Origin of the sequence: Alcaligenes sp. SJTW-7 (assembly GCF_047716895.1) — a bacterium.
Classification (GTDB): Bacteria; Pseudomonadota; Gammaproteobacteria; order Burkholderiales; family Burkholderiaceae_B; genus Alcaligenes; species Alcaligenes ammonioxydans.
In genome coordinates this window covers 613,237-627,142 of sequence record NZ_CP136682.1, presented here as the reverse complement: position 1 = coordinate 627,142, position 13,906 = coordinate 613,237, and the positions used below count along the sequence as shown (strand labels likewise).

The following is a 13,906-nucleotide window of genomic DNA, read 5'->3' as shown; positions in this document are numbered from 1 at the left end:
CCACCCAATCGGGGCCCTGCCGTCTTCACCCGCTTGCTTAACATTAAGCCGCCTGCGCCTTCAGTGCCCGCGCACAAGCCGCTGCCGAAGCCCAAGCCCATTGAAAGTTGTACCCGCCCAGCCAACCGGTAACATCCACCGCTTCGCCAATAAAGAACAGGCCAGGAACCTTGCGTGCTTCCATGCTTTTCTGATTGAGCTCACGGGTATCCACGCCGCCGCTCATCACTTCCGCCTTTTTATAGCCTGCAGTGCCACTGGGCTTCAACGCCCAGGCATTAATCACTTGCCCCACGGAACGCAAGACGCGATCCGGCAAATCGGCCAGACGTTGTTGGCCTACACCCTTGGGCAACAGCTCCGAGGTATCGAGCCACTGCTCCACCAAACGACGCGGCCACAATGTCGACAACACCGTCACCAACTGCTGGCGATTCCCCGCCTTCAAGTCCAGCAACTGCTGGGCAATGTCCTGGCCCGGTGCCAGATCCACACAAATGCTCTCACCTGGCTGCCAGTAGCTGGAAATCTGCAAAATACCCGGCCCTGACAAGCCGCGATGCGTAAACAACAGGTCTTCCAGAAAAGCCTGGCGCTGCTTACCCTGCCCGGTACTGACTTCCACTTCCAACGCCACGCCACTCAGAGCAGAAAATGGCTTCCAGTCACGACCGTCGAAAGTCAGGGGCACCAGTGCGGGATGGGGCTCAATTACTTTCAGACCGAAGTGACGCGCCACACACAGGGCATAGTCCGTAGAACCCAACTGCGGAATGGCCATGCCCCCTGTCGCAATAACGACTTGCAGGGCATTGAGCTCACCCTGACTGGTGCGCAACACAAAGCCTTGCTCAGTACGACCGATGGACTGAACGGAACAAGGCATGCGCCAGGACACCTGCCCTTTCAGACATTCCTGACGCAGCATCTGGATAATGGACTCGCTGGAGTCATCACAAAACAGCTGACCTTTGTGCTTCTCATGAAAGCCAATGCGATAGTCGCGCACCAGCTGCAAGAAATCCTGCGGGGTATAACCGGCCAGCGCTGAACGGCAAAAGTGCGGGTTTTTGGACAGGAAGTTCTCGGGCGACGTGCCCGTATTGGTGAAGTTGCAACGTCCTCCACCGGAAATACGGATTTTCTCGGCCAGCTTTTCAGCGTGATCAATCAATACCACTCGCAGGCCGCGCTGGCCTGCGATACTGGCAGCCATCATGCCGGCTGCACCTGCGCCTATGACGGCCACATCAAAAAAAGGGATCACGCAAATTTACTCGTTGGGTTCAGACTCAAGCACGCAATCTACGTAGTAGCGCGGCAGTCCATCGGGGCCAATATCCTGCGCCAGTCCATGCACATAGGTTTCAAAGCCGGGAAAACGCGCATTGAACTCGCGCGCAAACTGCAGGTACTCCACAATGCGGGAGTTAAAGCGTTCGCCAGGTATCAGCAAAGGAATACCGGGAGGATAAGGAGTCAGCAACACACCGGTCACCCGGCCCTCGAGCTCATCAATGCCCACGCGCTCGATATCGCCATGCGCCATCTTGGCATACGCATCCGACGGTTTCAGAGCAGGAATCATATCGCTCAGGTAAACCTCGGTAGTCAGGCGGGCCAGATCGTACTTGCGGTAAGCCTGGTGAATCTGCTGACACAGGTCACGCAAGCCCATGCGTTCATAGGTGGGCTGAGCCTTGCAAAAATCCGGCAAGATGCGCCACATGGGCTGGTTGCGATCGTAGTCGTCCTTGAACTGTTGCAAGGCGGTCAGCAAGGTATTCCAGCGACCTTTGGTGATGCCAATGGTGAACAGGATAAAAAAGGAATACAGGCCGGTTTTTTCCACCACCACGCCATGCTCGGCCAGGTATTTGGACACCAGAGCGGCCGGGATGCCCTGCTCGGCAAAGGTGCCAGAAATATCCAGACCGGGTGTGACGACTGTCGCCTTGACCGGGTCCAGCATATTGAAGTTGGTGGACAACTTGCCAAAGCCATGCCATTCCGCATCGGAGCGCAAAATCCAGTCCTCGCGCTCGCCTATGCCTTCCTCGGGCAGCGTGTCAGGGCCCCATACCTTGAACCACCAGTCGTTCTCGCCGTACTCCTTGGACACCTTGCGCATGGCACGGCGAAAGTCCATGGCCTCGCAAATGCTTTCCTCAACCAGAGCAGTGCCACCCGGTGGCTCCATCATGGCTGCCGCCACATCGCAGGACGCAATAATGGCGTACTGCGGGCTGGTGCTGGTGTGCATCAGATAGGCTTCATTGAATACGTTACGGTCCAGCGGTCGGTTTTCCGCATCCTGTACCGTAATCTGGGACGCCTGCGACAAGCCGGCCAGCATCTTGTGCGTGGAGTGCGTGGCGTAAATCATGGTGTCTTTGGTACGTGGACGGTCCGCCCCAATCGCATGCATGTCGTGATAGAAGTCATGGAAGGCCGCATGCGGCAACCAGGCCTCATCAAAGTGCAGCGTAGGGATCTTGGAATCCAGTGTTTCCTTGATCATTTCCACGTTGTAGATCACCCCGTCATAGGTACTTTGCGTCAGCGTCAAAATACGGGGTTTCTTATTCTTGGCCTTGCTGGCAAAAGGGTTCGCCTCGATCTTGCGTGCAATGTTTTCCGGCAAGAACTCCTCTTGCGGGATGGGGCCAATAATGCCCAGGTGATTGCGCGTAGGGCGCAAGAACACCGGGATGGCGCCCGTCATGGTGATGGCGTGCAGAATCGACTTATGGCAGTTGCGATCGACCACCACCACATCATTGTTGGCGACGTTGGCATGCCAGACGATCTTGTTGGACGTGGACGTGCCGTTCGTGACGAAAAAGCAGTGATCAGCATGGAAAATGCGCGCGGCATTGCGCTCGGCATCCGCGACCGGACCGGTATGGTCCAGCAACTGCCCCAGCTCGTCCACCGCATTACAGACATCCGCGCGCAGCATGTTTTCACCAAAGAACTGGTGAAACATTTGCCCAACCGGGCTTTTCAGAAAGGCCACGCCACCCGAGTGCCCCGGGCAGTGCCAGGAATAGGAACCGTCCGATGCATATTTGACCAGTTCGCGAAAAAACGGCGGCGCCAGACTTTCCAGGTAGGAACGTGCTTCACGGATAATGTGACGCGCCACGAACTCGGGCGTGTCCTCGAACATGTGAATAAAGCCGTGCAATTCGCGCAAAATATCGTTGGGGATATGCTGCGAAGTTCGCGTCTCGCCATACAGATAGATGGGGATGTCCTCGTTGCGAAACCGCAGCTCGCCAATAAAGGAGCGCAGGTTCTTGATCGCATTGGCGACATCTTCTGGGGAATCCACATCGAATTCCTCATCATCAATCGACAAAATGAAGGCGCTCGCGCGGCTTTGCTGTTGCGCAAAAGAACTAAGGTCACCATAGCTGGTGACCCCGAGAACCTCCACGCCTTCGGCCTCTATCGCCGCAGCCAGGGCTCGAATACCCAGACCCGACGTATTTTCGGAACGGTAGTCTTCGTCGATGATGACGATAGGAAAACGAAACTTCATCCAGAACTCCTAGGTACGGGGCAAGGTGACGCCCAGCTGACCTTGATATTTACCGCCACGGTCGCGGTACGAGACTTCGCACACTTCATCGCTTTCAAAGAACAGCATCTGGGCACACCCTTCCCCCGCGTAAATCTTGGCGGGCAGCGGAGTGGTGTTGGAAAACTCCAGCGTGACATGGCCTTCCCATTCGGGTTCCAGCGGGGTCACGTTCACAATGATGCCGCAACGGGCATAGGTGCTTTTGCCCAGACACATCGTCAGCACACTGCGGGGAATACGAAAGTATTCAACCGTGCGGGCCAGAGCGAAGGAGTTGGGCGGGATAATGCACACATCACCGACAAAATCCACAAAGGACTTTTCATCAAACGCCTTGGGGTCGACGATGGTCGAGTTGATGTTGGTAAAAATCTTGAATTCGTTGGCACAGCGCACATCGTAACCATAGCTGCTAGTGCCGTAGCTGACGATGCGCTGACCGTCCACACTGCGCACCTGGCCTGGCTCGAAAGGCTCGATCATGCCTTGGGCAGCAGCCCGCCGAATCCAACGGTCGCTTTTGATACTCATAAGAAATTAGCCGCCTTAAATCAGTAACCGGTTATTTTATCGTTTAGAGACTTGCACAAGGCAACTGCGATGCAAATTTGTCTTTGCACCACAATTGCCTGTCCGCTTTGCGCCAGACAAGTCCGCCTCAATCCTTCGAGAACCAGCGGTAAATCAGGGCCAGACCATTGACGGTGCCGATACTGACTTCAGCGGTCAGGCCCCGTGCCAGGCGGTAACTGGCCCGACCCACGGTGCCGGTATCGGCCATGGCCTGCTCCAGGCTGACCGAAAAATCAGCCGTCAATGCCTTGGTAATGGCAATGAACTTGCGCTCTTCGTTGCTGGTGCCGCTGTTCAGGGATTTGACCACACTTTCCACCGGCAAGATGCTGCCCGCACTGCCCAGATCGCCCGAGCGCATGGACACCTCATCAATACCGAACTTGCGGTAGAAAGGCTCGCCATCTCCCAGAAAGGAAGTGCCTACACTGAGCAGCAACGCCATATCACCACCGGAGTCATCCGGGCCATGGCCCAGCAGCAACCAGGACAGTTTTTCAACCTCGCTGACTTCTGGATAGGACACCAAGTCGATTCGGGGTTTGCGGGCCGTCCCCACTACCTTAACACCTGCCTCTACAGCCTGGCCGGTACGCAAGGCTTCAATGTCCAGGATCGGAGAGGTGATATCGCCCTGAAACGTCACCGTACCGCGTCTGAGCAACAGTTTCTGCCCATACAGTTCGATCCGCCCACCCCGAGTGCGCAAGGCCCCGATACCCGTCAGTTTGCCGTCCATCATGGTGATTCTCAGACTGCCCACCAGACCCGAGTTCACGCCATAACCAGTCAGGTAAAAACGGGGTCCCAGATCGACATCAATTTGCAGGCTCATGTCCGTCGTGGCGGCAGATGGCTCAGCGGCAGGCTCATCACCGGCCCGCACAATCACCACATCGCTGTCTACGGTGGGAATGCCGCCCAACATGTCCAGATTGAACCAGCCAGCATCCGCCACCACCTTGCCAGTAATGGCAATGCGGGGCAGTTCCATGTCCAGATTGATATTGCCGGAAATCATGGCGTAACGATCGGAACGCTGCAAAATGGGGAAGCGGAAAATATCAACATCAAACGCTCCCTGCTGGGTGCTCAGGTTCCACTGGCCCGCAACAGTCAGCTTGCCATCCTTGGCATCCGGGCTTTCTTTCAACCAGGTCGCCGTACGCCACTCCTGGGGCTCCACGCGTAAACGAGCGGGAAAGGTCAAGGACTCCAGCCTGAAGACATCGCCATCAAAACGGGCATCCAGCTCACCGTCAATCAGGCGAATACCGTCATCGAGTCGGGTAAAGCGCAGCTCGCGCCCCGTTACTGTGCCCCGGCTGGTCCAGGCCCATTTGGCGCCCACATCAATATTGACGTCCGCATTCAAACGCCCGCCCAACTCCATGGCATCGCCCAGGAACAGGCGTGTCCAGCTCAAATCATCAATATTGGCCTGAATGCTGACGGTTTTACGATCGTTTTCATTCAAGACCAGCCCATGAATCTGCGTCTGCGCCTTGGCGGTCAAATAGCCCATTTCCTTGGTACGCAGGTCCAGTTGAGCATCCAGGCGACTGCTGGTGGCCGAGACGGGCTTAGCGTTGACGACAACGCTCAGGTCTTGCAGACCCAGGGAGGTGGGCGGATCAGCAAAGACCTGCACATCACCGGCCACACGGTCTACACGCAACTGCCCCGACAAAGCGCCGGCAAACTTCAGATCCCAACGCGCCTGAAGATCAATCTCCGGGGGCTGGGTTTTCTTGTGCTTGACAATCCTGACACCCCCTTGGTCTTTGTCTGTGTTTTCCTCTATGCCCACCTTGCGCAGCAAACGGGCAATACGGGGCTCGGACAACACCAAGTCCAGGACCTCGCCGCGGCTGGCCCATTGGCCGGGCTGGTAGCTGGATTCCTGGTGACGTAGATTGATCCACGACTCTCCGTCAACAGACGTACTCACCGTAGCAGCTCCAACCCGAACCGACCAGGGAACCAATGGCTCGGAAGCCTGCGATGTCCTGCCGGCGTTGTCTGAGCGGGTGCCCGCCTTATCCGTCTGGCCGGGTTTGGCTTGCGCTGGTGACCCGGCTTCTCGCTGTGCGACAGCCTGTGCTGCCGCCTCATCCGACGTTGACAACGCCGTCTCATTCTTCGCCAACCCAGCCGCCTGCTGAGCGGTGGTGCCTGTCCTGTCTTGATCCCCAGAACGAACCTGTGTTTCCAGAGCGGGAGTCTTGGGCGCCCGCAACGCATCGGTAAAGCGTACAGGAAGAGCGGACTGCAAACGCAGTGCCACACCGGCATGATCGGCTACCAGCCGACTGACTTTTCCGTCCCAGTATGCCGCCTGGCCCTGTTCCGCAAAGTGCCAGCCGCCTTCCAAGGCCAGATCCGCCTCGGCCAGACCTTGACCCAACTGCCCTTTCGCCTTGCCGCCCAGATCGTACTGGGCAGTTAACTGCAAAACATGACGGGCGATGTCCCCGCGCAATTGGCCTTGTACCGACGCCTTGCCCAACTCCAGTCCAGGCCATAATTGCTCGGCGCGTGGGATACGGGCCAGCAAATCCAGTTCGGCTTTACCCGACATGCCGAACCCCCCTTTTAGCTGGACCTGGTTGTCTCCCACTTTCATATCCGTAAGCACCTCGGAGACATTCAGCAAACGCCACCAGTCGGGCTGACCTGGTTGAGCCGGCGCGGACGCCTTGGCCTTGATCTGTCCCAGAGCGGGTTGCCTGTTCCAACGGCTACCCTGCAAAAGCTGGATGTCTACATCTGCCCGGAGCAATTGTTCTTTATCGGCCAGCACCACATCGAACTGGCCTTGCGTATTGATCAATGCATCGGGCAGAACATCGCCCAACAAGGCGTGTAAATCCAGCTTATCGCTGCGGAACTGGCCTTTGAAATGGTCCTGAACGTGCCCGCTGTCCTGCGTGGCGTCCCAGGTAAAGTCCGCGTCCAGCGTGGATTCATCCGGTAACTTCACCGCCAGCTGAGCCTGCCTGACCGGCACGGAAGCCAAGGGGCTCAAATCTGCCTGAACATCCAGGCTGTAGCCCTGACCCTGCCCCGTGAGGGACAAGGTCGCTTGCTCCAAAGAGCCATCCAGCTTGATCTGAGCATTCACCACACAATCAGGCAAGGGCTCGGGCTCAGGAACAGCAACCGGCTCCTTGATACGCTCGTCAAGCACCACGCCTGTACCGTTTGACGGTGCAGAACGGATCAGCCCCGCAGCGCCCTGAGCATCATGGTGCTGCTCGGGAGCGGCTGCACCCTGAGCCGCTGACGCTCCCTTTGAGTCAACAGACGGGCTGGCGGACGTTTCCGTCGCCTTGACTGAGGTTTGCGCGGTAGCGGGCGCTGCGCTGGCAGAGCCAGTCACGTTGCGGGACGAATCAGCGGGGGCTGATTTTGTCGCGGGTGCGCTGGTTTTGTGAGGCTGCGCATAAGCGGGCAGATACTGCTTGGCACAAATGGGCGACTCTGCAGTTAAACCACGCGCAATAATTTGTATATCAGCTCGTGCCGGGTAGGGCGCCTCCAAGCCCGCCAGCTCCACCTCGCCTTGAAAGCCGGCACGAATGGACTCGTTGGCCACCATCAAATCGTATAGGCGTAGCTGCGCACGGTCCGACTCCAGCGCCAGCGCCGAGGACAAGTCCGCTAGGGCCACGGGCAAGGGGGTGCCATCCTGGGACAACAAAAACTGGCCAAGTGCCAGCTTGTCTACCGCAATACTGACCGGCAGCTGCGGCATTTTGAACGGTTCATCAGACTTGGGCGCATCCGACGTGCTCAAGGCCACATCTACTTTATGGGCACTTAACTCCACCACATGCAAGCGGCGGTCCCACAATTCGTCCCAGTTAGCCTCCAGGCGCAAACGCTCGATATCGATATGAGTATCGGGCAAGCCCAACACCAGATGATCAATGCTCAGCCCATCCCAGATGGTTCCGCGCACACCTTGCGCGCTGCCTTGTACATAAGGCAAAGCCGTGCGCAGCGCCCAGCGTGTCCCCACCTGACTGGCCAATACCCAGTACAAAAAGCCGCACACCAACAGCAGGGCAACCACAATGAAAGGGATGCCCCATAAGGCGAAATACCGGAACCAGCGCCGAACCCAGGCCATTAAAATGCGATTCCCAAAGAAAAGCTCAAACGGACACGCCTGTCTCGCTGACCATAGGCCAGATCAAGATTGAAGGGCCCGGCTGGAGTACGAACCACAGCCCCCAGACCGTAACCCCAGGCTAAATTCATATCACCAAAGCTGGGAGCGGCATCGCCCACGTCCACAAACGCCCGCATGCCATACATGCTGGTGAAAAAGTGCGTATATTCCACACTGGCAACTGCCATGGCAGGCGCACCAATCACAGCCTCGCCGCGTTGCAGACCAATACTTTGATATTTGTAGCCCCGGATACTGCGTGCGCCCCCGGTGCGATAACCGAAATCCGGCGGCGTACGATCCGTCATGCCCCACACTTTGCCGACTTCGCCCCGTATGGACAAGACATCCCGATCTCCGATGGGCCACCATTGCTGCAAGCGCAAGTTGCTGCGGTAGAAGCGCTCGCCTCGATCCAGCGTGATACCGGCTCCCAGGCCAAAGTCGATCAGATTACCGTCTCGTGGATCGTATTTCTTGTCCACGTCACGACGCAGCCACTGCCAGGTTGCAATCGCAGACGGTGTTTCACGGGTCGGCAAACCGATGATCTGGGTTTTATCCCAGGCCCCCAGCAAGCCCCACTCGGTCTCGTACTCGACCCGACTATTACCTGCTGCCTTGCGCTCCTGCCGCAGTTTCCAGCCCACGGCGGCGCGCTGCGTATCCAGACCCTCAATGTCAGAGCGGTCGTACAAAAGCCCAAAACTGTTTTTATAGCCGCGCAGCGTCGGCGGCAGATGGACGTCATAAAAAGCACGCTGACGCTTTTTATCCACCCCAATGCCCGCCTCTGTCCAAACAGGCAGGCCAAACACAATATTTTTCCGATACAGGCCTTCAACTCGCAAACCGTGGTCACTGTCCACCCCCAAGGAGCCCGTAAACTGCTTGGAAGGCGCCTCCGTGACCCGCACCTGAACGGGCAATTCCACGTCCCCATCAGGCAGCTCTTTTTTCTTGCTGGCATCCTGATTCAAAGTAACAAAAGCCCCCCGGAAAAACGTGGTGGAAGCCAGGGACTGCTGCCACTCATCGAGCTTGTCCTGATCGTAGGGGTCGCCGGGGGTGTAACGCACATACCGATCCACCAGGGACTGCGGTACCCGTTTTAGCCCCGTCATCTCCAGCGGCCCCATGCGAACCCGCGGCCCACTGTCCACCTTCAAGGACAGATCGGCCACGCTTTCATCGGCGTAGACAGTGGCCCGCGTGTCCACATAACGCGCGTAATAAAAATCCTGGCGCTGCACGCTTTCAAGCAAATCAGCCTTGGCCGACGACCAGACCGAATTGAGAAACGGATCGTTTTTTTTCAGGGGGAAGCTGGCCTTGATGCCTTCAAGGCGCACCTCATACTCCGGCTCCTGAATCTTGCCTTTGAAATCCAGATTGACATCACGCACCCGCGTGAGCTCCCCGGGACGGATAATGATGTCCCAGTATTCTCCGCCCGCGTCCTCCCCCACTTCCAGGGTGACCACGGAATCAAAGTAGCCCTGCGTCTGCAAGGCAGAAACAGTCGCGTCATGCGCCCGGCGACGCAAGCGCGTGACCTCCCCAAGATCCTGGTCCTCAGCCAGCCGTGTGATCGCACCGACTGCACGCTGGATTTCCTTGAGTGCCTGGGGCGGCACGCCCCCTGGATCAATAATGACCTCAGGGACAGACGATTGCGCCCAGGCACCAGGGCTCAGGACCAATGAGAACAGCAGGCAAAAGCCGGATTTGCGCATACGTGCTCAAAGAGGACGGGGAACAACCTTGGGGCGCTGCCCCGACGTATCAGGTGGCAACTGAGACACGTTGGCCGACACGCGATTGGCAATCTCGTGATACAGGCGGGCCTCGGGGCTGTCCGCATTGGCAATGACGGTAGGTGTTCCGGAGTCGGTCTGCGCACGAATACTCATTGCCAAGGGCAAGGCACCCAGCCAGGGCACGTTGTACTGGCTGGCCATATCGCGGCCACCATGCTGACCGAATACCGGGTCAGCGTGACCACAGTTCGAGCAGATATGAACCGACATGTTCTCTACAATGCCCAGCACAGGCACATTGACCTTCTGGAACATCTTCAAGCCTCGTTTGGCATCCACCAGCGCCAGATCCTGAGGCGTGGTGACAATGACCGCACCAGTCAACGGTACTTTCTGAGACAGGGTCAGGGCAATGTCACCGGTCCCGGGAGGCATGTCGATAATCAGGTAATCCAGGTCGTCCCAGCGCGTCTGTGTCAGCAATTGGGTCAAGGCTTGAGTGGCCATCGGGCCCCGCCAGATTGCAGGAGCGTCTTCGTCCAGCAGAAAGCCGATGGAGTTCGCCTGCAGACCATGGCCGATCAGCGGCTCCATCATCTTGCCGTCTGCGCTACGGGGACGCTCGTGCAAACCGAGCATCGTGGGCACGCTGGGGCCATAAATATCCGCATCGAGCAGTCCGACCCGGGCACCTTGCATATGCAGGGCCAAGGCCAAGTTCACCGAGGTGGTGCTTTTACCCACGCCGCCCTTGCCCGATGACACCGCAATAATGTTGCGGATATTGGGCATGGGGCGCAGGCCCTCCTGCACAGCATGCACGCCAATGCGCGGATTCAGGTGCAACTTGGACAGGGTGGCACCCACGCCTGCCAAGGCCTGCTCAATGCGTTCACGCAGTTGACCCTGTATGTCATAAGCCGTGTAGGGCAGATGCAAGGTCAGTTCAACCTGATTCTGGTCAATGCTCAGTTCGCATCGACCCGCATCGACCGATAACTTCTTTAACGTGTTGGGATCGGTCACACTCGCCAGGGCTTGCAACACGCGCTCAGAACTCACTGTCATTTATCCAAAACCTTGATATAAAGAAACATCACCATACCTTTAAACCAGAAAATTAGCGGTTCAAGGGGAATTTTTTTACACTTATGATGTCATACTAACCCTATGAACACATTTAACCAGATTATCCGCACAGCCCTCTTTGTCTTGCTGACAATTTTCGGTGCAATCATGGCGTTTATCTTCATGGTTTCCACTGCTATTGCGATCGGCATTTTATACATTGTGGCGCGTATTAGTGGCCGTCCTTTCGGTGTCAAAGCCTATTGGGATCAGCGCCGCCGCCCCGCTACTGCCAGCAGACAGTCGTCCTCACCCCGTTCGCGTGATGTGACCGACATAGAGATGCGCGAGATCCCTTAACAGTTCTTGACTGTTTATCCTGTATTGGACGAACAGCAACACTGAACAGGTAGGCTTTCGAACACCCTGAGTCCGCAAAGGCTCAGGGTGTGTGCATTTGTGTGATTCACACTGCCTGATCGGGCTTGACCCGTGTACGTTTCTCTGTCTTGCGCAGCACAAGTGGGCAATAGACCGTAGAATCCTTGTTCCCTTTCTCTTTTATTGTGTTAAGTCATGTCACGAACGATATTTGTTACGACTGCCCTGCCGTACGCCAACGGCTCGTTTCACATCGGCCACATCATGGAATATATCCAGGCCGACATCTGGGTTCGGTCCATGCGAATGTCGGGACATACGGTACATTTTGTATGTGCGGATGACGCTCATGGCGCTCCCATCATGCTTAAAGCAGAAAGTGCGGGCATCACCCCAGCGCAACTGGTTGACAAGATTGCGGCGGAACGCCCCAGCTATTTGAACGGTTTTCACATCAAGTTTGACCACTGGCACCGTACCGACTCGCCAGACAACGTCGAGCTGGCCCAGGATATCTACCGTACGCTCAAAAGCGCCGGTTTCATCGATACACGCACCATCGAACAGTTCTATGACCCAGTCAAAGGCATGTTCCTGCCCGATCGTTACATCAAGGGCGAATGCCCCAAGTGTCACGCCAAGGACCAGTACGGCGACAGTTGTGAAGTCTGTAGCGCGGTCTACGCCCCTACCGAACTGATCGAGCCTTACTCCACCCTGACCAATGCGCGTCCGGTGCTAAAGAGCTCGGAACACTTCTTCTTTCGCCTGTCCGACCCGCGCTGCGTGGCCTTCCTGCAAGAGTGGACCACGGGCAAGAACGCCCAGGGCAAGCCACGCCTGCAATCGGAAGTATTAGGCAAGACCCGCGAATGGCTGGGTACCGGTGAAGGTGCTGAGGCCTCCCTGAACGACTGGGACATCTCCCGCGACGAACCCTATTACGGCATCCCGATTCCGGATGCACCCGGCAAATATTTCTACGTCTGGCTGGACGCGCCTGTTGGCTACCTGGCTTCCCTGAAAGCCTACTGTGCCAAGGCAGGTCTGGACTTTGATGCCTTGCTGGACCCGGAAGGCAACACGGAGCAAGTCCACTTCATCGGCAAGGACATCGTGTACTTCCACGCCCTGTTCTGGCCTGCCATGCTGAAGTTCTCCGGCCGTAAAGTGCCTGACGCACTGAACGTGCACGGTTTCATCACGGTTAGCGGCGAAAAAATGTCCAAGAGCCGTGGCACGGGCATTTCGCCCCTGCGCTACCTGGAACTGGGCATGGATGCCGAGTGGATGCGCTATTACATGGCCGCCAAGCTGAACTCGCACGTTGAAGACATGGACTTCAACCCTGACGACTTCATCGCCCGCGTCAATAGCGACCTGATTGGCAAATACGTCAACATCGCCAGCCGTGCCGCCAACTTCATCAGCAAGCATTTTGATGGCAAGCTGGCTTACCAGGGTGACACCTCCGAGCTGCAAAACCAGCTCAAGGACGTTGCCGAGAAAGTCCGCGCCGATCTGGAAAGCCGTGAGTACGGCCGTGCCGTACGCCAGATCATGGCTCAGGCCGACCTCATCAACCAGGCTTTTGATACGGCGCAGCCCTGGGTCATGGCTAAAGGCATTGCGACTGCCGAACAAGCCCAGAAAGATGCGCTGCAAGACATTTGCTCGCGCACCCTGGCTGGCTTCAAGGGCTTGTCCGTCATGCTGACCGCCATTTTGCCTACCCTGACCGATCGCGTGGCGCGTGAACTGTTCGGCCTGGACCGCAGTTTTGTATGGGATGACGTGGCCACCCTGCCCGATCACATCGCTCCCTTCAAACACCTGATGCAACGCGTCGACAGCGCCATGGTCGATGAGCTGCTGGCTCCCCCACCCGCCCCTGTCGTGCTGCCCGGTGGTGAAGCCATTGCCGACACCATCGACATCAAGGACTTCATCAAGGTGGACCTGCGCATTGCCAAAATCGTCAGCTGTGAGGCCGTAGACGGTTCGGACAAACTGCTGCGTCTGAGCCTGGACGCGGGCGAAGGTCGTTTGCGCCAAGTGTTCTCGGGCATCAAATCGGCCTACCAGCCCGAAGATCTGATCGGCAAGCTGACGGTGCTGGTGGCTAACCTGGCTCCTCGCAAGATGCGGTTTGGCGTATCCGAAGGTATGGTTCTGGCAGCCAGCCACGCGGATGAGGCCGTCGATCAAGGTATTTATATTCTGGAGCCATTCCCCGGCGCTCAGCCCGGTATGCGCATCAATTAAGACGCATTCCTGATACGCAAAAAAGCCTCGTCCCAAAGCGAGGCTTTTTTGTATCTATAAACCAAAGAATCTGTTCAAAACAAGCGGTTCAAG

Annotated in this window: 8 protein-coding genes; 2 read left to right on the top strand and 6 right to left on the bottom strand. The window is 57.1% G+C overall.

The window, feature by feature from the left end:
• Positions 1-43: 43 nt before the first annotated feature.
• The 6 genes from RSQ48_RS02695 to apbC all read right to left on the bottom strand — a co-directional run bounded on the left by RSQ48_RS02695 (position 44) and on the right by apbC (position 11,167).
• Positions 44-1,267 (bottom strand): NAD(P)/FAD-dependent oxidoreductase, encoded by a 1,224-nt coding sequence (locus RSQ48_RS02695; protein WP_415302145.1) that lies wholly within the window; start codon positions 1,265-1,267, stop codon positions 44-46.
• 6 nt (positions 1,268-1,273) lie between these two features.
• Positions 1,274-3,547 carry an arginine/lysine/ornithine decarboxylase gene (locus RSQ48_RS02690; RefSeq protein WP_003803916.1) on the bottom strand — a complete coding sequence of 758 codons (2,274 nt, stop codon included), beginning with the start codon at positions 3,545-3,547 and terminating at the stop codon, positions 1,274-1,276.
• A gap of 9 nt (positions 3,548-3,556) precedes the next feature.
• A complete protein-coding gene (dcd, locus tag RSQ48_RS02685; RefSeq protein WP_003803918.1) occupies positions 3,557-4,120 on the bottom strand; it encodes a dCTP deaminase in 564 nt (187 codons plus the stop codon).
• Positions 4,121-4,247: 127 nt separating this feature from the next.
• The gene (locus RSQ48_RS02680; RefSeq protein ID WP_415302144.1) at positions 4,248-8,297 is read right to left on the bottom strand and encodes a translocation/assembly module TamB domain-containing protein; all 4,050 of its coding nucleotides are present in this window, start codon (positions 8,295-8,297) and stop codon (positions 4,248-4,250) included.
• Positions 8,297-10,075 carry an autotransporter assembly complex protein TamA gene (locus RSQ48_RS02675; protein ID WP_415302143.1) on the bottom strand — a complete coding sequence of 593 codons (1,779 nt, stop codon included), beginning with the start codon at positions 10,073-10,075 and terminating at the stop codon, positions 8,297-8,299. Before RSQ48_RS02675 ends, RSQ48_RS02680 begins: the two co-directional genes overlap by 1 nt.
• Positions 10,076-10,081: 6 nt before the next feature.
• Positions 10,082-11,167 (bottom strand): iron-sulfur cluster carrier protein ApbC, encoded by a 1,086-nt coding sequence (gene apbC / locus RSQ48_RS02670; protein WP_415302142.1) that lies wholly within the window; start codon positions 11,165-11,167, stop codon positions 10,082-10,084.
• 102 nt (positions 11,168-11,269) lie between these two features.
• On the opposite strand from apbC, the gene RSQ48_RS02665 reads away from it, so the two are divergent.
• A complete protein-coding gene (locus RSQ48_RS02665; protein WP_003803926.1) occupies positions 11,270-11,527 on the top strand; it encodes a hypothetical protein in 258 nt (85 codons plus the stop codon).
• 216 nt (positions 11,528-11,743) lie between these two features.
• Positions 11,744-13,813, top strand: coding sequence for a methionine--tRNA ligase (gene metG, locus RSQ48_RS02660; RefSeq protein WP_240208951.1), 2,070 nt, complete (start codon positions 11,744-11,746; stop codon positions 13,811-13,813).
• Positions 13,814-13,906 lie beyond the last annotated feature (93 nt).